We start from the raw sequence: 21,849 nt of genomic DNA, 5'->3' as shown, positions 1-21,849 counted from the left end.
AATCATGACGCTCCATTCGTAATTGTAATCAACACTAATGCAAGAGCTTGACCACAATAAGACCATCGACATACTCAACGCCATCATGGAATTTGAATTGGCTGGGGTAGTACGCTACACTCATTATTCCTTGATGGTAACTGGACCTAATCGCCTTCCCATCGTCGCTTTCTTCAAAGCACAAGCTAGTGAGTCCCTACTTCACGCCCAACAAGTAGGCGAAATTCTCACAGGACTGGATGGACATCCCACTTTGAGAATTGCTCCAATGGAAGAAACTTACAAGCATTCAGTCAAGGATATCCTAGAAGAAAGCTTGAACCATGAAAGAAAGGCATTAGATATGTATAAATCTTTGTTAGATACTGTAACTAATGCCAGTATTTACTTAGAAGAATTTGCTCGTGGCATGATTGGACAAGAAGAGATGCACAATCTCGAATTGAAAAAAATGCTGAGAGATTTTAGTTAATTATTCAATAGTCCATAGTCAATAGTCCATAGTCTAAAACTGTTGACTGTTGACTATTGACTGTTGACTGTTGACTGTTGACTGTTGACTATTGACTAAACATCATGGACTTTAGTACTGCTCTACCTACTTTTTTTATTACACTCCGAGAAGGAGTAGAAGCCGCCTTAGTTGTTGGTATTGTGTTGGCTTTGCTCAAAAAAGCCAAGCAGTCCCGCCTTAATTCTTGGGTGTATGCTGGTGTCGGCGTTGGTATTGTCGTTAGTGCGCTGGTTGGGGTGCTGTTCAATTGGATAATTAGAGCAGTTACAGCCGCTAATCCTCAATACGCCTCTGTAGTCGAGCCGATGCTAGAAGGACTGTTTAGTGTTTTAGCGATCGCCATGTTGAGTTGGATGCTCATCTGGATGACGAAACAAGCCAAAGTCATGAAATCCCAAGTTGAAGGCGCAATTACAGAGGCGCTAACGCAAAATTCCTATGCAGGCTGGGGCGTTTTTAGTTTGATTTTAGTGGCGGTTGTCCGCGAAGGTTTTGAGACTGTATTGTTTGTTGTAGCCAACTTTCAACAGGGAATAGTACCAGCCTTGGGAGCGATCGCAGGTTTAGCTAGTGCAGCTGCGATCGGTGTACTTTTATTTAAGCTGGGCGTTAAAATTAATATCCGCCAATTCTTCCAAGTAATGGGCATTTTATTAGTTTTAATTGTTGCTGGCTTAGTAGTTTCCGCCCTCAAACATTTTGATGAAGCTACAGCGAATTTAGCTCTTAGCAGCCGCGCCTCAGAAAATCTTTGTTTCTATTACGAACACTTCACTAAAATTCACTCTTGCATTTTAGGGCCGCTTGTTTGGAATGCAGAACAAATATTACCTGATGAAAAATTTCCAGGGGTAGTTCTCAAATCCTTATTTGGTTACAGAGAACATCTTTATCTTGTAGAAGCAGTGGGATATGTCATATTTTTACTCACTGTAGGCGGTTTATATTTCCGCAGTTTAACAGGCAGTTCTGTTAAATCTACCAGAGATGTATCAGTTGCACAAAAATAAAATTCATTAAGTTAGTACTAAGAACTGAAATCCTTAGTACTAACCTTATGACTTTATAGCAGGACTTACGCAGCTGGCACTTGGGGTAGGGTGCGTCAGATGTGGAAAATCCTTGAATCTGTACGAAATTATTGGGGCTGACGCACCCTAAAGTTAGTTTGATTATGACAATTGCGTCAGTCCTATATAGATAATATTAAATATCAAATCCGGTTAATCAATAAAGCTTAAATTGTAGTAGCGTGGCAAGACTAAAATAGTGGATTAGCCTACAATCTAAAATCTTACCCCAATTCAAAAAATCTTAGCAACACATCCATTATCCGTAGGGACGCACATCTGTGCGTCCCTACTACTCATCTGCGTTTATCTGCGTTTATCTGCGTTCAATTTTTTCCCAATCTCATTTTAGCCTTGCCACGCCAATAGTAGGGTGCGTCAGATATAGACAATCCTTGAATATGTAAGAAATTATTGGGGCTGACGCACCCTACAGTAGTCCTAATCAAGAAACTAGGTAAAACGATGTCCAAGTCCTTCTCTATATGCGTTTGAAGCTATTTTCAGGCTACTTCTTGTCTAAGTCTAAGGCTTATGAGTTGAGACAAAGCGAGTAAGGGTGTAAATAACCAAAATGCCTGTACTCCTATATTTGTTCATTTGACCTTTATAAAATTGTTTCCTAGACGCTGTGATATTCGTATCTACATGAAGGGATAAGCCTTAAGCTGTCAATATTTCACTTTTGTGTGTAAGTCTTGACTATTTAGGGGTGTGAATCCACATCTATTTTTGGTAAAAACTACTATAATTAAGTCACCAGACAAAATTTGTAATAAAAAGTAACCTAACTGTGTTTACCACTGCTTTTGCTCAACGCGAACAGACTCAACCGGGTGGACTACCACTAGATTTATTTGCCGCTATTGAAAGTTTGAAAAAAGAACTCAACGCGGTTATTTTGGCGCATTATTATCAAGAACCGGATATTCAAGATATTGCAGACTTTATCGGCGACTCCTTACAGCTAGCTAGAGCCGCCCAGAAGACGAATGCAGATGTGATAGTCTTTGCTGGCGTTCACTTCATGGCGGAGACGGCGAAGATTCTCAATCCTCATAAATTAGTACTATTACCAGATTTAACAGCAGGTTGTTCCCTAGCTGATAGCTGTCCACCAGATGAATTTGCTGCATTTAAAGCCGCACATCCCCATCATTTAGTAGTGTCTTATATTAACTGCTCTGCCGAAATTAAGGCGATGAGCGATATTATCTGCACCAGTTCCAACGCCGTGAAGATTGTGCAGCAAATTCCTAAAGAACAGCCGATTATTTTTGCTCCCGACAGAAATTTGGGACGGTACGTCATGGAACAGACGGGACGGGATTTAGTGCTGTGGCAAGGTAGCTGCATGGTGCATGAAACCTTCTCCGAGAAGAAGATTGTACAACTAAAAGTTGCCCATCCGCAAGCAGAGGCGATCGCACACCCAGAATGTGAAACTAGCGTTCTGCGCCACGCCAGTTTTATCGGCTCCACAGCCGCCTTACTCAATTATTGCCAAACCAGCCCCAGCCAAGAATTTATCGTGGCTACCGAGCCAGGAATTATCCATCAAATGCAGAAACTAGCACCGCATAAGCATTTTATTCCTGCGCCACCGATAAATAACTGTGCTTGTAACGAATGTCCATTTATGCGGTTAAATACTTTAGAAAAACTCTACTGGGCGATGAAAAACCGTACTCCTGAAATTACCATGCCAGAACACATCCGCATCGCCGCTCTGCGACCAATTCAACGGATGTTAGAAATGAGTAATTAGTTGATAGTAGGGGACAAGGAACAGACTAACAATAAAACATCTAATTTGCATATTGAAAATAAATTAAACTCTTGTGGGGTGGGCATCTTGCCCGCCCTAGATATGCAAGTTAAATGAAAAACTGCTTATCTGAACTGTATTACTCAATGTTCTCATCGCTTTATTTTTTACAACTTAAATGGGGAAAGTTTATTTCCCCATTTTTCATATCAACGCTGCTTTCCCAACTGAGAAATTTAAACATTCTCTGCGCCTCTGCATGAGATAGCTTATACATTCTTGAATTACTCATTCATCATTGAGATTTAGCAGCTTCTTTTTGCGCCGCCTCACTATATTTCTTATATAGCTGAGTACGGATTTTAGCTTCCTGATAACGACTGTGATCAGGTGATACTGCATTCATTAAATCAGATGCACGTTGCCACATAGCAGCCAATTCCAACCATTGAGTTGAGTTTTTAGCCACTTTACCTGCGGCTGAGGCTTGATTAGCAAGTCGCACAGCTGCTGCAAAGGAATCATTAGTATCCTTAGCAGCGCCACTATTAAATGAATCGCTCACGACTTTTGGTTCTTTACCGTTGGTGTTAGCTGTAGCTAAAGAATTTTTATTGTCTTGTACTAAGTTTTTCAGTTCGCCAAACTGACTATAAAAAATCCAACCAAGCGATAGCAATAAGCATAAAGCAAATGCCGATCGCAATTTAAACTTAGAGACTTTCTTTTGTTTAACTTTGTTATTCAGTGGCGATAAGTCCGGTAAGTTTGCTTGTGCTATTTCAGCCTTTGCTTCTTGAATATCCTTGATTAGCCGCTTGAGGGCATTGGGTTGAGCCAGGGTAATTTCCTGTGTCCAGAGTAATTGGTCATCACGCTCAAGTTCTGTTAACCAAAGCAACTGCTGTTCTCGGACAATGCGGCTATTAATCTTGATGCGGCGAATATTACGCGGTGCAATTGATTCCAGAATCAAGTGGATTTGCTCCACTAGGCTAGACTGCTCAAGCTGTTCCTCGTTAGCCGCCTCACACAATAGTTGTAAGACACCATCAGCAAAAACTGCCCTGATTCTCACACCGGATTTGGTGAGTTTGTCGTTTAAGACTTGAATAATCGCGGCAACGCTCCCCTGATGGGCTTGCCAAGCGATATCGTTGATCCGATCTACCATTGGAGATTTAGTAATAATAGCTTTAAACCCTGTTTTTTTTAAAAGCATCATAAATAAATATTAGGCTGTTGTTCTACTGAACTTTACCTTGTCTTCGATTTTACGTGTAAAAAGATGTGGTTGCCACATGAAATCTTAAAAATCTAGACTCCTTATACTTATAACTAGGAATCTCTACGATTACCGCATTACAATCATACTTAACAAAAAATAAACAACATCCGGGTCAACACTTAAGGTGTTCAATTTTTCCTTAATTTGTCAGGGATTGGGGATTGGGGATTGGGGAAGAATAATTAATGACTAATGAGAATTCTTTGTATTTATACTTAGAAGTGTGGCGATCGCCCTAGTAACTCCATCATTTTACTTGTGAAGGCGAAACTTGAGATTTAGGCGATCGCTTTTATGGTTCTGCGGATAGGCGATGTCTCAGGCAGGCTTCGCTTAAACGCTTTTAGTTAGATTGCTGGTAGTTAAGAATAACTATCAATTTAATTGACAAGCTAGACATATATTAAAATTAAATAATACACATAAGTAATTTAGTATGGAAGATAATTTAGCTATTAATGAAAAACTAATAGAAGAGGCAATAAATGTAACGGGTCTTCAGAATAAACAAGAAGTAATTGAACTTGGACTGAAGACACTGATTAAATTAAAACAACAAGAAAAAATTAAGGCATATAGAGGTAAACTTCAATGGGACGACAACCTTGAGGAGTTACGAACAAATCCATGATTCTTGTCGATTCAAGTGTATGGATTATCTAAAATAAAATTTAAGTTCAATGGTAGAGCGATCGCGTTCACAAGTACAATGATGGAGTTGTGAACGCGAAACTGCAAGTAAAAAATTCGATCACTCACCTTCATAACTCCATCATTCCACTTTAGAACATGGAACGGCGAGTAAAAATGCCAAGAAATCGTGAAGCGATTTCATAATGCCTGATAACAAAACTTTACGACTTATTCATCTAATACATCCGTTACTCGCTTTAGAGAATTTTTATTGAAAGCCGGAAAAATCAAATAAGGAAATTGTTCTTTATATTGGCGCATTTCTTCAAAAATAGGAGATTCTAAGCCTGTAACTACGCACCATATTCTTGCACGGGTTATGGCTACAAATGCTTCATTTCGTTTATGCAATTCAGTTTCTTCTTTATAACTTAAAGGTTGTATTGCATAATGAACCCTACAAACGTAAACTTTATAAGCCTCATTTCCCTTTGCTCTGTAAATATTAGATATTGTTACGCAACCATCCTTTTGAAAAATGTCCCTACTGTCGTCTACTCCTGCAATGTAAGCATGAACATCATAATTAATCAAAGCTTGTTTCAATTTTTGAAAATATTTTTTTTCATCATTACCGCACAAAGCAGTAATTATAATATCTGATGGTTGCAATCCATGCTGTAAATCATTCGCTACCTTTTGAGCTATCCATTCTTGTTCTTCTTCCTCGTTGTCAAAAGCTTGTAACTCGAAAATATCTCCAATGGCATCTTGATAAGGAAAATCACTATTGTCTATTGGATGAATATTTTTTTCAGGCTGTCTTTCAACTTTAACTAGTTTCTTTTGTTTAACGCTTGAGTCGCTAAAATCTCCATCCAATACTGTATAACCTAAATTTTCCCATTGAGCTTTTTGGGTCACACCTTGTAGAACACCTTCATCTCTTAAAAGCCCCATATTAACAGCATGAGCTATCATTAATAATTGCTTGGGAGTTCGGTAGCATTTATTAAAATTTTTAGATTGACCCCGTATATCAACAATTAAAGAGCCATCATTATTTCTACCAAAAATTACGCTTGGTTCAGGTACTATTAATGAACCGATTCCCTGTGCTTCATCATAAGCCCAATAAAGTCGTTTTGGTTCATTAAGTATATTTCTGGCTAAACGATAAAAAGAAGGAGGTAAATCTTGCCCTTCATCAATTAAAATTATGTCATAAAGCTTAGGATAATCAGTAATCTGTGCTTCTAACTGATCACAAATATATTCAAAAGCAACTGCTGGTGAGACTTTATAACCAAATATATTTTCTACATCTCTAACTGATAGGGGTTTTAGAGAACATTTGTGAGCAAGATTACGATAAAAACCGTCTCTATCTTTTGCTCCCCAAGCGTGAAGTACATTTAGATTATTCCAATTAGGTTCTTGTCCACCGGATAATTCCTGATAATATGTGGAAATTCTCTCATAGATAATTTGATCATAGAGAGAACGAGTAAAGAAAATAAAAGCAATTTTCCAGTCTGGATGATCTTTGTGAATCATCGCCGCCCGTTTAGCAAATGTCACAGTCTTTCCGGTTCCAGCTAATCCTCTAATACGTTGTGGAGCATCGGGATACTGGAACGCAACTTGCTGCTGTTGCTCATCCAAGGAAACAAGCCTAGATTCAAGGTGATGAATAACATGGATTGGGCTATTTAAGGGAGTGCCTTCTGGAATGGTGCGAAGATGAGACATAAAATATTGGCAGTAGTATAATTTTTTGCTTAAAAAAATTATAACTTATACAAAGTCTTATCTTATACTTCGTTAATACCTTTGACGAGATAAACCATCTGAATACTTTTATACTTAAACTTTTATCTGTATTAAAAAACAATACCCCTCTCCGCCGCCGGAAAGGGGTTAAAGATGAGACAATTCAGCACTCAGCCTAATAAGCGTCCTGCAACTCGTAGAAATCAGGTGAGATGTAATCCTTCCGCAAAGGCCAACCTACCCAATCCTCTGGCATTAAAATACGCTTCAAGTTGGGGTGTCCTTCGTAGATGATGCCGAACATATCGTATGATTCACGTTCTTGCCAGTCTGCGGTTTTCCAAATCCAGTAGACTGAAGGGACTACAGGATTCTCCCTTGGTAAGAACACCTTCACCCGCACTTCTTCGGGCTTATCAGCATTATCACCGACTTTAACTAAGTGATACACGCTCACCAAATCCTGTCCGGGGCCGAGGTCGATACCGCCTTGAAACTGGAGATAATTAAACCCGTAAGCATACAAAGCTGTAGCGATGGGAAGCAAGAAATCTGGCTCGACTTTAATTATCTCTATGCCGTTTTTGTCGGCTTCTAAAGAATCATGAGCGAAACCATTTTCTGATAGCCACTGGGAAATAGGCCCAGATGGTACTATAGCCTGTTCTGCGGGGACTGGTTTTACTTCATCAGCCACGGTTCTGTTCCTCCTTCTGAGTTTGTGATGTCAGCAGTGCAGGGGGAACAGGCAGACCGATCGCTTCTGCCAATTCTTTTGGTGGGTTGAAGCGAGTTTCAGACTGCATATACTTGCCAGTTAATATTTCTGCTACTGGCTTCAAGTTATGAGTCGTGCTGTAGAAACGGTGGGTTTGTTTGATTTGGCTGCGTTCCTGCATCGAATCGTTAGCAATCTTCTTCCGCAATTTAATAATTGCGTCAATGATTGCTTCGGGACGGGGAGGACAGCCTGGTAAATATACATCAACAGGAATTAACTTGTCAACACCACGCACGGCTGTAGGTGAATCAACACTGAACATCCCGCCTGTAATTGTACAAGCACCCATCGCAATTACATACTTAGGTTCGGGCATTTGTTCATAAAGACGCACCAACTGAGGAGCCATCTTCATGGTAATAGTGCCGGCTGTGATAATCAAATCGGCTTGACGGGGACTAGAACGCGGGATGAGTCCGAAGCGATCGAAGTCGAAACGAGAACCAATTAGTGCTGCAAATTCAATAAAGCAGCAAGCTGTACCAAATAACAAAGGCCACAGACTCGAAAGCCTAGCCCAGTTGTAGAGGTCATCAACCGTGGTTAAAATGACGTTTTCCGATAGGTCTTGAGTGACTGTAGGACGTTCAACTGGGTTGATGATTCTCTCTTTGTCCTGAGTAGTTAAATCAGAATTCAAGACCATTCCAAAGCTCCTTTACGCCAGGCGTAAACTAGGGCGACTACAAGAATTGCAATAAAAATCAGCGCTTCAATGAATGCCAATAGCCCCAGACGGTGAAAAGCAACTGCCCAAGGATATAAGAACACAGTCTCCACGTCAAAGACGACAAAGACCAAGGCAAACATATAGTAACGGATATTGAACTGAATCCAGGCTCCCCCAATGGGTTCCATACCTGATTCGTAGGTGGTGCGGCGTTCCAGGCTGTTACCCTTTGGTCGTAGGAGCTTGGACGCAGAAAGCGCTAAGGCAGGAACTAGGCTACAGATAATGAGGAAGCCTAGTAGGTACTCGTAACCGCTAAGGACAAACACAATGAATATCTACCGCTTATAGTGTAAATTAGGCTGTTACTTTCTTTTACATTATATCTTCTTAGGTTTTCTGAACTCTGGGCAACAGACGCATTTCGGGTATTTGAATCATTTTTATAAGTGATAGAAAAGTCTAACAGTTATGTCATAATTTTTAACGTATATTTAATAATTCTTTTCTGCGAGACTTTAACCATGAGCGAACAAGCTGTTGAGAATACAGTGTTAGACCGCTTTGAGTGTCGCGCCTGCGGTTATGTTTACGAACCAGAGAAGGGTGACGATAAGCATGACATTGCTGCGGGGACACCCTTTGCTGAACTGCCAGTCAATTGGCGCTGTCCAGTTTGTACGGCGAAAAAGGTGGCTTTTACCAATATCGGCCCGGCGGGTACAGCTTCCGGTTTCAAGGAAAATCTCGGTTATGGTCTAGGTGTCAACAAGCTGACTCCAGGGCAAAAGAATATTCTCATTTTCGGCGCTTTGGCTTTGGCGTTCTTGTTCTTTATTAGTCTTTATGGCTTGCAGTAGGGCTGGGGAAAGGGGAAAGGGGAAAGGGGAAAGGGGAAAGTTAATCACTTCTCCCCCCACTCCCTCATCTCCCTCCACTCCCCAATCTCCCCCCACTCCCCCATCTCCCCCTACTCCTCACTTCCCTATTCTGCTTAAGGTAAACCTTCTAGAGAAACCTTACACAAATTTAGAAACAACTAAAAGTCGGTGGTTATTGTGAAAAGTTGGCAAAAAATATTTGCTTTGTTGATGGTAGTGTTCTTGTGTTTTGGCTGTAGTAAGGTTCCCTCTACCAGCTACAATCCTTGGGCAGTCGTTTCTGTGCCAACAGAAGCCAAATTATTTGATATTGGGTTTACGGAAAATCCTCAGCATGGTTTTTTGGTGGGTAGTAATTCTACTCTCTTGGAAACTAATGATGGCGGAAATACTTGGAAACCTCTAGAATTGGCTTTGGATGATGATAGATACCGTTTTGAATCGGTAAGTTTCGCTCTTCAGGAAGGCTGGATTGCTGGTGAACCTTCTCTACTACTGCATACCACTGATGAGGGTCGTTCTTGGTCACGTATTGCCCTCAGTGAAAAGCTTCCAGGTAATCCCATTGCTGTGCAAGCTTTGGGAGAAAACTCGGCGGAAATTGCAACTGATGTAGGCGCTATTTATAAAACTACTGATGGCGGCAAAAACTGGAAAGCGCAGGTAGAGGCGGCTGTCGGGGTGGTGCGGAATTTGGAACGTTCTGCTGATGGTAAGTATGTGGCTGTTTCCGCTAAGGGTAGTTTCTACTCTACTTGGGAACCTGGACAAAATGCTTGGGTTCCTCACAATCGCAATAGTTCCCGCCGTGTGGAAAATATGGGCTTTTCTCAGGATGGACAGTTGTGGTTACTGGCTAGGGGTGGTCAGGTTCAGTTTAGCGACCCAGCAAAGCCTGAAGAGTGGCTAGAAGCGACAAATCCTGAATTTTCCACTAGTTGGGGTTTGCTAGATATGGCTTACCGCACACCCAATGAGTTATGGGTGAGTGGCGGTAGTGGTAATTTGTTGGTGAGTACCGATGGCGGCAAAACCTGGGAAAAAGACCGAGATGTAGAGCAAGTAGCAGCGAATTTCTACAAGATTGTTTTTCTCAAGCCGGATCAAGGTTTTGTGATTGGCGATCGCGGTGTTCTCTTAAAATACCAACCAGATGTGGCTAAGGCTGCTAAAACCGAGCCAACTGCGTAGGTATTTGTTCTACTTTTATGAGAAGAAAGTTGCAACTTGTAACTCTTTCTTAACTTTGTAGGATAATAAACTCAATAACAATCATTCTGAAGGTAGGGGATCTCAATGTCAGGGACTACAGGAGAACGTCCGTTTTCCGATATCATCACCAGTATCCGTTACTGGGTAATTCACAGCATCACCATTCCAGCACTATTTATTGCTGGTTGGTTATTCGTCAGCACTGGGTTGGCTTATGATGTGTTTGGTACTCCACGTCCTAATGAGTATTTCACACAAACAAGGCAAGAACTGCCCATTGTGGACAATCGCTTTGAAGCTAAACAGAAAGTTGAAGAACTGATTGGAAAGTAGTTTGAAATCATGACTAGCGGCAATAACATCAATCAACCAGTAACCTATCCTATTTTTACAGTCAGATGGCTGGCAGTTCATACTCTAGCTGTACCTACTGTATTCTTCTTGGGCGCGATCGCCTCAATGCAGTTTATTCAACGCTAGTTATACACTAGGAGTAAATCATGGAAAGAACGCCCAATCCTAATAATCAGCCGGTAGAACTTAACCGGACTTCACTTTATCTAGGACTATTACTAGTTTTTGTTCTAGGTATTCTATTCTCCAGTTACTTCTTTAACTAACTGGAACTCTGTTTTGAATTTTTGTTTATTCAACCTGTGTTGATTCGTTGTTAAGGGAGGAAAAGCTGTGTCTGCTGGAAGCGGTGGGAGAATACCTTTGTGGGTCGTCGCTACGATCGCAGGTTTAGGTGTAATTACAGTTGTAGGCATTTTCTTTTACGGAGCCTACGCTGGACTCGGTTCTTCATTATAATTAGTCTGGATTTTCTAGCCCTTGTTTAGAAAACAGCATTAAAAAACCGCCTATCTTTAAAAGATGGGCGGTATTCTAATTTGTAACTTTCAAATCGCTTGTCTGAGGATTTGATAATAGGTAATAAGTAAAAAATTTAGCATTAAATTACATATTACCCGTTACCTTGGGTTGGACTATACAAGGTCTTCGCGCTCAATGTATAAAAACATAAATGCGAAGGCGACAGCAGGAAAAACCAGTCCAGTTAAAGGGACTAAAAGAGATGGTAAGAAGGTGCTATAAGCCAACAGAGAAGGAAAAAGTGTTGAGACCATAGTAAATTTTCCTCTTAAATCACACTACAATTCAAGACGAGCTTACTGCAAATTCAAGCATTTTTTTTAAATTCTCAAGATTTTTAACAGTTGACAGGTGATAGGTGACAGGTGACAGGTGACAGGTGACAGGTGACAGGTGATAGGTGATAGGTGATAGGTGACAGTTATTATTCTCCCCCTACTCCCTCATCTCCCCCATCTCCCCCTACTCCCTCATCTCCCCAGTCCCCAGTCCCCAATCCCCAATCACATCCCAAGTATGTCATTGAGGCTGACGTTAGGTAAATCAGGGGGGATGACGGTTTTGATGATTGTGACTTTGTGGCTTTCTTGTTTTGTCACGGTGTTGAGTGCGATCGCTTCCATGCGAATCTCCAAGCAGCCGAAGGGGATGCTGATTTGAGTCATCACTTCTAGATTACCTGAAGAGTTCGGTAGTAACTCTGTGAGTATATGGGGGCCATCTAGTAGCCAGCGAGTTTGGCAATCTTCCATCCATAATTTGACTACAACTTGCGGCGACACTTTGGGTAACTCTACTCTTACCCTAGTCAGCTTACCCGCAACCAGTTCGCCATCAGGTACATACAGTTGCGGTATCGGTAAGGGTTCGAGGATTTTTGCCGGAGAATCGATCGCCTGTTGTGCTTGTGGTAACTGGTGGTTATTTACCTCTAATTCCGCCTCATCATCACTATCATCTAGGACAATTTCTTCTGCTATCCGGGTTAATGGTGTTGGGATGGGTTCTGCTGGTGGTAATTCAGGTTCTAGCGGCGGTGGTTCTGGTGCTTTTTCCTCAATTTCCACAGATGGCTGATACTCTATTGCTTCTGGCGGTACTAATTCTATTTCTATTGGTTCTATTGCTACATCTGGGACTGGTGGTAAAGTATCCTCAATGTCTGGAGTTTCGGCAATTGGTGGGACGGGAGGCGATTCTTCGGATGTTACCTGGGTCTGGGGAACCTCATCGCTATCCGGGAAAATCTCCGGTAGGGTGTATCCTTGACTTTCCATCCACTTGCGAATTAGCGGCGATGAATAAGGACGCGGTGGGGTAATAGATATTATTTGTGTGACATTCTCATTTAATTGGGTTGGCGTTGTTGGTAATTCTGTGGTTGAGGTATCAACGATTTCCTCCGTTTCTAAGGCGGCAATTGTCTCCGGTGTTGGTTCAGCCTCTAATTGTGTGACAGTTTCATCTGGAATTGGCGTATCATTAAGCACTTCTTCTAGATGAGGTTCAGGCTCAGGAATTGCGACCTCAACCTGTGGTAATTCCTCTGTAACTTCGCTTGTTGTTACTTCGTTAAAACTAGGCGTGGCTGGCAAACGTTTTAAGTAAGGTAAGGTACTGCCAGAAAAACGCAGTCTCGGTTTAATTACTAACTTACCTAAATCGATAGGCGCGGGGGTTTGAGGAATGGTTGTCTCCTCTGGTTCTAAGGGAGGAATGTCTAAGCTTGGTTCTGTTATTAAATCATTTGTAACAGTTGCTTCAATGGGCGTTTCAGGTAATTTGGGTAATTGCGGTAGACGTAAATCAGTTTGTTTATTCAGCGATTCTGGATCAATTACTTCTGGTAAAGGCGTGCTTACAGATGGATAAGTCGGCGGTGATGAAATTGGCGGCGTTTTAACTAAATTGAACAGTTCCAAATCAATGGTAGCGCTGGGTTCAGCAGTGGATGTGGTGTGATTTTGTTCATCTACTAAGCTAGCTTGAACCGCATTTTTAACCGCCAACAAATCAGCGACATCTGCTGTAATTGTGAAGGAATGACTAGCTAATAGCGCCGCTTCTCCCTGATGAGCAACTGCCCCATATAAATTAATATCTGCCAAAATTAGCTTAGATTCGCAGTCAGCAGGAATATCAAATGTAGAACGAATTGTCAAAGGTAGGGACTTGTCGCCTAAAGATTGGCGTATTTGAGTCAATACTTCTGAACTTTGAGGCGATCGCAATTCTATTCGCAGTTCCAAACCGGAGAGATTTTTGAGATCACAGGCTTCATCTGCTGGCTGTAAATTTTTTTGTAACTCTACAATCCCGTGAATAGTTAATAAATGTCCCCAACGAGTAATATATGTTTCCTGATCCAAAGTCAGCAATAAGGGAAGCGATCGCTCCTCTTTTGGTGTATCCTCAACTTGGGGTTCTTCTAACAGCGATTCCGCAGGCAAAGCTAAATCAATCAGATTTTGTAAAATTTGCTCTGCTGTTTCCCCTTTTACCCATACTGGATTTACAGGCTGATCAATTGCTATGTCATCTTGGTCTAGGAAGTAACTCTCTTGAGTAATTACCAGTTCTACTTCCGGATTTGATGGCGGTTTTTCCTCAGATATGGGGTCTGAGATTGTTTCTAAATTATTTTCTGGTTCTAAAACTGGCTCTACCACCTCTGCTAACTGGGGTTTCACTTGCAGATGAACACCATATTGCCAGGATTTACCCAGGATATCTGATATCAAATCCCCAGAACAGCGTAATTCCCAAACACCTGCTTTGAGGTAGGTGAAAGGAATTACCGCCATCAAGCCTTCGGGACTAGTGCGGCGCGATCGCTTTTGAATCCGTCGCTTTGGCGGGACTTCTTGGGTGGAGAAGTAAGTTACGCGCACTTCCACATCTTGATTAGGAAGATTAGAACGAGCCAAAACCCGATATCGACCCTCTAGGATTTCCGTGTTTGGCGATTCCAAGGCGTGCCAAGAGCGATCGCCCTGCTTCTGAATCAGAAATTGCCAGTGTTCCATTTTAAGTGATGCCCAGACTCAAGAGCAGCTGAGTAGTTTTTTGCGTTATTTTTCTAGCAAGTTTACCTCAGCAATTTGTAATTGCATCACTGTAATATAATGTTTTAATTCAGACAATATGAAGAACTCAATGTAAATAATAATTTTTATAGCAGGTAACAGATTATGGGGAAATCTTAACAGATTTGCTGATAAATAGCTGTCTAGTAAGCATATCTTTTAACAATAATTTAAAACACAAAATTGAGAAATCTTAAGATATTCCCCCAGCCATGCACTGAGCTTGTCGTAGTGTCCCCTATCCTGTCAGGTGTAAGTTTTTTATTGCTGTTGCAAAAAGCTTGGTTTTAACGTGAGTTCGACAAGCGTTGTTTTGACCTCACCCCCAACCCCTCTCCTACGAGGAGAGGGGAGTAAGAGGGGGATTTTTTCGTTTCTCCTCCCTCTCCTCGTAGGAGAGGGAGGTTGGGAGGGTGAGGTTTTGGTTTCTCCTCCCTCTCCTCGTAGGAGAGGGAGGTTGGGAGGGTGAGGTTTTGGTTTCTCCTCCCTCTCCTCGTAGGAGAGGGAGGTTGGGAGGGTGAGGTTCATCGAACTCACGTTGGTTTCAGGATGTAGGGAAGTGTCCCCTATCCCCTATCAAAAAACTTCTCCACACAGCGCACAAATATTTCCACACCCATAGGTAAAGCGGTTTCATCAAAATCAAACCGGGGGTGATGATGGGGATAGGCTAAATCTTTTTCTGGGTTAGCGGAACCAAGGAAGAAATAGCAGCCTGGAACTTCTTGTAAGAAGAAAGACATATCTTCGCCGCCCATTGTTTGACATTCGGGGACGATACCAATGGGAGTTTCGATGACTTCCTCAGCTTGCGATCGCACCAACTCAGCGATAGTCGCATCGTTAATCACTGGCGGATACAGTTCTGTATATTTAAAGTCATACTTAGCACCATAACTCTGGCAGATACCTGCAATAATTTGTTCTATTCGTTGTGAAAAAAAGCCTTGATATGCAGGGTTAAAATACCTGATAGTTCCCTTCATAGTTGCTGTATCAGCAATGACATTGTGGGTAGTCCCAGCATGAAGTGCGCCCACTGTCACCACTGCTGAATCAATGGGGTTAACATTACGAGCGACGATAGTTTGTAAAGCGGTGACAATTTGAGCAGCAACCACCACAGAATCGACAGTTTGATGGGGGATAGCCCCATGTCCACCCTTACCCAATATTTTGCAGTCAAATAATTCCACAGCCGCCATTAACGCCCCACTGCGGACACCTACAGTCCCCAAGGGCAAATTATTCCACAGGTGTAAACCGATGATGGCATCAACATCAGGGTTTTTCAGTACCCCAGCCTCAATCATAGGTTTTGCGCCCCCTGGGCCTTCCTCCGCAGGCTGGAAGATGATTTTTACAGTCCCGGCGAAATCTTGACGATGCTGTTGTAAATAATAAGCCGTGCCGAGGGCGATCGCTGTATGTCCATCATGACCGCAAGCGTGCATCACCCCATCATGCTGTGAACAATAAGAGACTTCATTCAGTTCTTGAATTGGCAAAGCATCCATATCAGCCCGAATTGCCAAAACGCGGGGACTGGGGGATTTTTCGCCTGTGATGGTAGCCACTATTCCAGTTTGAGCAATACCTGTTTGATGCTCAATTCCCCATTCTTGCAACTTTTGTGAGACAAACTCAGCCGTGAGTTTTTCTTGAAAACCCAACTCTGGTTTTTGATGGAGTCGCCGCCGCCATTCTACCAACTGGGGTTGTATGGAGCGAATAGCTAATCGCACACGGGATAAATCAGCAGAAGCAGGATTAGGGAAGGTGGAAACCATTACGGCTTAGGTAGATAACATGGGTTATTTCCCCAGTTTATCGCCATCTCAGGGTGAAAGAAAAGATAAGAAGCTAGGATGATAACATAGGCGATCGCCTCTATCTCCAAACAATGACCGGAACAGGCAGGAGGCAGGAGGCAGGAGGAATGTCTCCTGTCCGTTGCGTAAGTCCTACTCAAGAATGAAGCGTAAACTAGATTAACCACACAATACCGAAAATTTGACTTATGCTGATCCAGAAAATTATCCAAGAATTGCAAGATATTCCCGAAGATAAATTAGCAGAAATTTATGAGCTAATTCATAGCTTTCGCATAAATTTAGAGAGAGAGTCATCGGCTGATGAAACACCCACTGAAATAGTAATTGAAGGCATTCATCAAGGCATACGAGAGGCATTAAGTGGACAAACTATACCCCTCTCTGAAATGTGGGAAAGTATTGATGCAGAGTGAACCACCATCAATTCAAATCGCGCTTACTCCTCGGTTTAAAAAAGATTTACGAGAACTTGCTAAACGTTACCGTTCAATTCGTAGTGATCTACAACCATTAATTGAGCAACTTCAAGTAGGGGAACTTCCGGGAGATAGAATTGCTGGAGTTAAATATCAAGTTTTCAAAGTTCGTCTCAAAAATAGCGATATTAAAAAAGGGAAAAGTGGTGGCTATCGAGTAATTTATTATTTGAAAACTGAACAAGGAATCATCCTCACTACAATTTATTCTAAATCAGATATTTCTGATGTTAGTAATGATCTGACTTTTCACGGGATCTGGAAGACCTCTCTCCAAACCTCTCTCCTACAAGGAGAGAGGCTTTGATTTCTCCCCCTTCCCTAGTAGGGAAGGGGGCTGGGGGGTTAGGTCTGTCGTTAGCTTTTCCACATGACGTGAAAAGTCAGATCGCCAAATATGAGGAAGAAATTCAACAAGCAGATAACTCATACTAACGCTACACTGGGCGATCGCTTTTCTCACACCATGATTGCCAATCACATCTTGGATGTTGAGCCTCTGAGGCTGAAAGTTGAGCCTCAAAGGCTGAAAGTTGAGCCTCAAAGGCTGAAAGTTGAGCCTCAAAGGCTGAAAGTTGAGCCTCTGAGGCTGAAAGTTGAGCCTCAAAGGCTGAAAGTTGAGCCTCAAAGGCTGAAAGTTGAGCCTCAAAGGCTGAAAGTTGAGCCTCTGAGGCTGACAGTTGAGCCTCCAAGGCTGACAGTTAAGCCTCCAAGGCTGACAGTTGAGCCTCCAAGGCTCAGTTTTGCAGATCAGAAGTCCATTTTTCCCGTTAATTTCTCCTTATACCGTTTCTTGATAAATATGCTCTTGATTCTGCGCTGTAGAGACGTTGCATGCAACGTCTCTACATTGTTTATTCGGCGCAACTTCATGGAGAATTGGTATTACTTGCTGCTTTTATCTGCTTGTTTACTCCAAACATATTTATTACAGACCTCACAAGCCGCTTTTGCCTCCTCATTGGGTAGATTTGTGAAGATGGGATGATAACGCAACCTGTCGCAACAGACCTGCAACCACCCACGCCAACCACCACGCCACAACCGCACCGTCCCGTCACGACCCCCACTGACAATCGTCTGCCCATTAGGACTAATGGCGACAGACCAGACCGCACCCTCATGACCAAGGATGGGTTCAGCTAATGGTTGACCTTGCAGATTCCACAACCCCACCGTGCCGTCATCACCCCCACTGACAATTGTCTGCCCATCAGCGCTAATGGCAACAGACCTGACCACGCCCTTGTTACCACGGATGGGTGCAGCTAAGGGCTGACCTTGCAGACTCCACAACCCCACCGTGCCGTCAAAATCTCCACTGACAATCGTCTGCCCATCAGCGCTAATGGCGATAGACAAGACCTCATCCTCATGACCAAGGATGGGTTCAGCTAATGGTTGACCTTGCAGATTCCACAACCCCACCGTGCCGTCACTACCCCCACTGACAATCGTCTGCCCATCAGCACTAATGGCGACAGACAGAACCTCATGCTCATGACCAAGGATAGGTTCAGCTAAAGGCTGACCTTGGTGATTCCACAACCGCACCGTACCGTCACCACTCCCACTGACAATCGTCTGCCCATCAGCGCTAATGGCGACAGAGTAGACCTCACGCTCATGACCAAGGATGGGTGCAGCTAAGGGCTGACCTTGCAGATTCCACAACCGCACCGTGCGGTCACGACCTCCACTGACAATCGTCTGCCCATCAGCGCTAATGGCGACAGACATAACCTCATCCTCATGACCAAGGATGGGCGCAGCTAAGGGCTGACCTTGCAGATTCCACAACCGCACCGTGCGGTCATAACCCCCACTGGCAATCGTCTGCCCATCCTGGCTGATGGCGACAGACATAACCCCACCCTTATGACTAGGGATGGGTTCAAATAAAAGCTGACCTCGGTGATTCCACAACCGCACCTTACCGTCACCACTCCCACTGACAATCGTCTGCCCATCAGCGCTAATAGCGACAGAGTAGACCGCATCCTCATGACCAAGGATGGGTTCAAATAAAAGCTGACCTCGGTGATTCCACAACCGCACCGTACCGTCACCACTCCCACTGACAATCGTCTGCCCATCAGCGCTAATGGCGACAGAGTAGATCGTCTCCTCATGACCAAGGATGGGTTCAGCTAAAAGTTGACCTTGGTGATTCCACAATCGCACCGTGCCATCACTACTCCCACTGACAATCGTTTGCTCATCTTGGCTGATGGCGACAGACATAACCTCATCCTCATGACCAAGGATGGGTTCAGCTAAGGGCTGACCTTGGTGATTCCACAACCGCACCCTGCCGTCAGCACCCCCACTGACAATCGTCTGCCCATCAGCGCTAATGGCGACAGACCAGACCCAAACCTCATGACCAAGGAGGGGTGCAGCTAAGGGCTGACCTTGGCGATTCCACAACCGCACCGTACCGTCACGACCCCCACTGACAATCGTCTGCCCATCAGCGCTAATGGCGACAGAGTAGACCGCACGCTTATGACCAAGGATGGGTTCAGCTAAGGGCTGACCTTGGTGATTCCACAACCGCACCGTGCCGTCACTACCCCCACTGATAATCGTCTGCCCATCCTGGCTGATGGCGACAGACATAACCTCATCCTCATGACCAGAAAAGGGTAAGGAAACTCTTGCTTTATTAGTTACTAAACTCAAACTGTGCTGAACTGGCGCAAGAATTTTGTGAGGTAATTTCTCTTGATTCTCACCCATAGCTTGAATCGCCAACACTAGACTATCTAAGGGTTGCACTGAGACTAAATTCTCTACCCTGGCCGCTTTCTCTCGCAATCTAGATTCGGTCAGTGCCATTTCCAGTTCAGCAATGCGGTCTTTTTCGTGGGTGTCGCTGCGTTGATAAAAATCCTCATCTTCTTGGGGCGACTGTAAATAAAGCTGCAATCCTTGCCAGCTATCCCTCACTTCTGCCAGCAGTCCGCCCTGCATTAAATATTGTTCACTCTTGCCTTTATTCCCCCATTCCCGCCGACTATCTGCTAACCTGTCACTCAACCGCCGCAAGTCGCGGTCTTGTTGTCGCCACTTCCTAAAAGTTTGCCAACCTTCAATTAAAGCTTCATGGGCTAAATCAATCCAAGCTTCCCCCTGTTCATCTTTGCCAGTAACTAACAACCGTCCTTTAACTAGCCCTGTTTCCCCATCTAGTAACTCACTCAATTGTTGCTGTTGGTTGGGGTCATTACCTGCAATATTTAACAGTGTGGCTTTTGCTTGGCGTTGTCTGGTGTCTTTTTCCCCATCTCCCGTCCGCAGCAACCGCAAAAAAATCAGTCTAATCCAATCTTTCTCTTCCTGGCTGCGTTCCTGGGTTGGCGACTCCTGCTCATAATCCCGATAGTGATAGACTTTTTCTGCATGGAGATTCAACGCCCCAGTTAGTCTGCCTAACTTCTGATATTGTTCCAGGGTTAATAAATGTTTGTCTTGGTCGCGTTTCTCCCAGATTTTGGTTAAGGCAAACTCTAACAAAGGTAAAAACCCTGGTTCTTTGCCTACATCTGCCAAAATCTCTATTAGTAAATCATCTTCCACCGTATGACCTTGCAGCTTGGCAGGTTCTACTATTGTCTCCTTTAAATCATTGCCAGATAAAGACCCCAATAAAACAGCCTGGGTTTGAATGAGCGTAGTTAAGGAGGGATATTGCAAACAGGGTTCGAGAAAATCTGCCCGCATGGTAATCACCACCGCTAACCGAGAATCAGGAATTTCTACCACCTGAGTCAGTAGGTCAATAAATCTCTCTTGTTCTTCGTTTCTGGCACAAAGTGTAAATACTTCCTCAAACTGATCTACCACCAGCAAAAATTTTGTGTCACCTGGGAGATGAGCGATAATGTTAGGTAAATTATCAGGATAATCCTGACTCAATGTTTGAAACTGGCTTTCTTGTTTAGCCTGCTTAAAACATTGTTTAAAAGCTGTTCTTAATTCATTTAAAGGTTCAAATCCCGGCTTGATTGGTTCTATCACTCGCCAGCGTTGATCAGCTAATAATTCCGGTATCAAACCCGCCCGGACTACAGAAGATTTCCCACTCCCCGAAGCACCGATGACAGGAACAAAGGGTTGTTTGTTGAGTTTTGCCAGAATATCTCTAACAACCTGCTTGCGTCCAAAGAAAAACTCTTTTTGTTCGGCTTCAAAAGCTTTTAATCCTTGGTAGGGACATTCATCTTTGACCTCAAACAGATACGCCGCAATTTTCTGTTGATGGGTGACTATGGTAATGGAACGTCCCCAGCCCATGCGGATAGGTTCTTGTCCACTACCTTTGAGTTTTGTGTAAATTTTATCGAAAAGGCGATCGCCACTTACCTGTCCATTATCATTTGTATTATCTGCTGATAATCCAGCCAGCATTGCAGTTGTAAAAATACTATGTTGTTCGCTTTTTAAGGCATAGGCTTGTTGAAAGCCTCGACAAGCAGCAATAAAGTAGTAGTCAGGCTGTGAATTAAAGGCAGTAAGAGTTCTTTCAATGAGATTACGTTCTAAAAAATTACCGCTATGACAACAATCTAACAAAACTACTAAACTACTCAGTCGTGAATCTCTAATTAAGTTATTCAAATTGAGCAGGCTAATACCACCCGTTTGTTCTACAATTTGCTTGCCTTGAGTGACAATGGTTAAATCAGAAGTTGCTAGATAAGCCTGTTGTGTCTCTAGCTCCAAATCCGCAACAGTAATTCCATGTCCTGTAAAGTAAATTAGGGCTTCATTTTTCTCTGCTTGTTCTCGCAGCAGTATTCTTAAAGCTTCACCCAGTGTTTGCTTACTAACTTTTCCTTTTAGTAGCTTGATATCCTGAAAATCACCATGCGCTTTGAGTAACTTCGCTACCGCCTCCGCATCTGTAGCTGGTTTACTGAGGATAGAAAGTGGTTGTTTATAATCTGTAATGCCAACAACAAGGGCGTAACGAGCCATTTA

22 protein-coding genes are annotated in these 21,849 nt (G+C 43.1%); 13 read left to right on the top strand and 9 right to left on the bottom strand.

Translation table 11 applies throughout. From position 1 onward, the window contains the following. Window positions 1-37: 37 nt before the first annotated feature. From H6G83_RS00285 to nadA, 3 genes are all read left to right on the top strand, one after another. On the top strand, window positions 38-472 hold the full coding sequence (locus H6G83_RS00285; RefSeq protein WP_190465454.1) for a ferritin-like domain-containing protein: 435 nt from the start codon (window positions 38-40) through the stop codon (window positions 470-472). Between the two features lie 104 nt (window positions 473-576). Further along, complete coding sequence (locus tag H6G83_RS00280; RefSeq protein WP_190465453.1) at window positions 577-1,524, top strand: FTR1 family iron permease; 948 nt, start codon at window positions 577-579, stop codon at window positions 1,522-1,524. 853 nt (window positions 1,525-2,377) lie between these two features. Then, window positions 2,378-3,352 (top strand): quinolinate synthase NadA, encoded by a 975-nt coding sequence (nadA, locus tag H6G83_RS00275; RefSeq protein ID WP_190465451.1) that lies wholly within the window; start codon window positions 2,378-2,380, stop codon window positions 3,350-3,352. A 295-nt stretch (window positions 3,353-3,647) separates the two neighbouring features. Here nadA and H6G83_RS00270 read toward each other — a convergent pair whose 3' ends face one another. Further along, a complete protein-coding gene (locus H6G83_RS00270) occupies window positions 3,648-4,526 on the bottom strand; it encodes a hypothetical protein (RefSeq protein ID WP_242044355.1) in 879 nt (292 codons plus the stop codon). 550 nt (window positions 4,527-5,076) lie between these two features. On the opposite strand from H6G83_RS00270, the gene H6G83_RS00265 reads away from it, so the two are divergent. After that, the gene (locus H6G83_RS00265; protein ID WP_190465446.1) at window positions 5,077-5,271 is read left to right on the top strand and encodes a type II toxin-antitoxin system VapB family antitoxin; all 195 of its coding nucleotides are present in this window, start codon (window positions 5,077-5,079) and stop codon (window positions 5,269-5,271) included. Between the two features lie 230 nt (window positions 5,272-5,501). On the opposite strand, the gene H6G83_RS00260 is transcribed toward H6G83_RS00265, so the two are convergent. From H6G83_RS00260 to ndhC, 4 genes are all read right to left on the bottom strand, one after another. Beyond that, window positions 5,502-7,025, bottom strand: a complete 1,524-nt coding sequence (locus H6G83_RS00260; RefSeq protein WP_190465444.1) for a DEAD/DEAH box helicase — start codon at window positions 7,023-7,025, stop codon at window positions 5,502-5,504. Between the two features lie 196 nt (window positions 7,026-7,221). Then, window positions 7,222-7,743 (bottom strand): NAD(P)H-quinone oxidoreductase subunit J, encoded by a 522-nt coding sequence (locus H6G83_RS00255; RefSeq protein WP_190465441.1) that lies wholly within the window; start codon window positions 7,741-7,743, stop codon window positions 7,222-7,224. Further along, on the bottom strand, window positions 7,736-8,473 hold the full coding sequence (locus H6G83_RS00250; RefSeq protein ID WP_190465439.1) for an NADH dehydrogenase subunit K: 738 nt from the start codon (window positions 8,471-8,473) through the stop codon (window positions 7,736-7,738). The genes H6G83_RS00255 and H6G83_RS00250 overlap by 8 nt, the downstream gene beginning before the upstream one ends. Next, entirely contained in the window at window positions 8,464-8,826 is a 363-nt protein-coding gene (gene ndhC, locus H6G83_RS00245; protein WP_190465437.1) for a photosynthetic/respiratory NAD(P)H-quinone oxidoreductase subunit C, read from the bottom strand. Before ndhC ends, H6G83_RS00250 begins: the two co-directional genes overlap by 10 nt. A 195-nt stretch (window positions 8,827-9,021) precedes the next feature. On the opposite strand from ndhC, the gene H6G83_RS00240 reads away from it, so the two are divergent. From H6G83_RS00240 to H6G83_RS00215, 6 genes are all read left to right on the top strand, one after another. Continuing rightward, a complete protein-coding gene (locus tag H6G83_RS00240) occupies window positions 9,022-9,357 on the top strand; it encodes a rubredoxin (RefSeq protein WP_190465435.1) in 336 nt (111 codons plus the stop codon). A gap of 189 nt (window positions 9,358-9,546) precedes the next feature. Then, the gene (locus H6G83_RS00235; RefSeq protein ID WP_190465434.1) at window positions 9,547-10,569 is read left to right on the top strand and encodes a photosynthesis system II assembly factor Ycf48; all 1,023 of its coding nucleotides are present in this window, start codon (window positions 9,547-9,549) and stop codon (window positions 10,567-10,569) included. A 105-nt stretch (window positions 10,570-10,674) separates the two neighbouring features. After that, entirely contained in the window at window positions 10,675-10,923 is a 249-nt protein-coding gene (gene psbE / locus H6G83_RS00230; RefSeq protein WP_190465432.1) for a cytochrome b559 subunit alpha, read from the top strand. A gap of 9 nt (window positions 10,924-10,932) precedes the next feature. Beyond that, entirely contained in the window at window positions 10,933-11,070 is a 138-nt protein-coding gene (gene psbF, locus H6G83_RS00225) for a cytochrome b559 subunit beta (protein WP_011318656.1), read from the top strand. Between the two features lie 20 nt (window positions 11,071-11,090). Continuing rightward, window positions 11,091-11,210, top strand: coding sequence for a photosystem II reaction center protein L (locus H6G83_RS00220; RefSeq protein WP_010997988.1), 120 nt, complete (start codon window positions 11,091-11,093; stop codon window positions 11,208-11,210). Window positions 11,211-11,277: 67 nt separating this feature from the next. After that, the gene (locus H6G83_RS00215) at window positions 11,278-11,403 is read left to right on the top strand and encodes a photosystem II reaction center protein J (RefSeq protein ID WP_082727147.1); all 126 of its coding nucleotides are present in this window, start codon (window positions 11,278-11,280) and stop codon (window positions 11,401-11,403) included. 176 nt (window positions 11,404-11,579) lie between these two features. Here the strand turns inward: H6G83_RS00215 and psaI are convergent, their stop codons facing one another. The 3 genes from psaI to H6G83_RS00200 form a co-directional block, all read right to left on the bottom strand. Next, entirely contained in the window at window positions 11,580-11,720 is a 141-nt protein-coding gene (gene psaI / locus H6G83_RS00210; RefSeq protein ID WP_190465430.1) for a photosystem I reaction center subunit VIII, read from the bottom strand. A 249-nt stretch (window positions 11,721-11,969) separates the two neighbouring features. Then, window positions 11,970-14,492 (bottom strand): hypothetical protein, encoded by a 2,523-nt coding sequence (locus H6G83_RS00205; protein ID WP_190465428.1) that lies wholly within the window; start codon window positions 14,490-14,492, stop codon window positions 11,970-11,972. A gap of 626 nt (window positions 14,493-15,118) precedes the next feature. After that, entirely contained in the window at window positions 15,119-16,342 is a 1,224-nt protein-coding gene (locus tag H6G83_RS00200; protein ID WP_190465426.1) for a M20 family metallopeptidase, read from the bottom strand. Window positions 16,343-16,572: 230 nt separating this feature from the next. Between H6G83_RS00200 and H6G83_RS00195 the strand changes: the two genes are divergently transcribed. The 3 genes from H6G83_RS00195 (at window position 16,573) to H6G83_RS00185 (ending at window position 17,851) form a co-directional block, all read left to right on the top strand. After that, entirely contained in the window at window positions 16,573-16,800 is a 228-nt protein-coding gene (locus H6G83_RS00195) for a hypothetical protein (RefSeq protein ID WP_190465424.1), read from the top strand. Continuing rightward, entirely contained in the window at window positions 16,790-17,170 is a 381-nt protein-coding gene (locus H6G83_RS00190) for a type II toxin-antitoxin system RelE family toxin (protein WP_190465422.1), read from the top strand. Before H6G83_RS00195 ends, H6G83_RS00190 begins: the two co-directional genes overlap by 11 nt. A gap of 90 nt (window positions 17,171-17,260) precedes the next feature. After that, entirely contained in the window at window positions 17,261-17,851 is a 591-nt protein-coding gene (locus H6G83_RS00185) for a hypothetical protein (RefSeq protein WP_190465421.1), read from the top strand. Here H6G83_RS00185 and H6G83_RS00180 read toward each other — a convergent pair. After that, entirely contained in the window at window positions 17,749-21,846 is a 4,098-nt protein-coding gene (locus H6G83_RS00180) for an nSTAND1 domain-containing NTPase (protein ID WP_190465419.1), read from the bottom strand. The two genes, H6G83_RS00185 and H6G83_RS00180, sit on opposite strands and share 103 nt — an antisense overlap. Window positions 21,847-21,849 lie beyond the last annotated feature (3 nt).

Origin of the sequence: Anabaena azotica FACHB-119 (assembly GCF_014697625.1) — a bacterium.
Classification (GTDB): domain Bacteria; phylum Cyanobacteriota; class Cyanobacteriia; order Cyanobacteriales; family Nostocaceae; genus Trichormus; species Trichormus azoticus_A.
The sequence above is the reverse complement of the archived record's forward strand: the minus strand, read 5'-3'. Positions and strand labels throughout refer to the sequence as shown.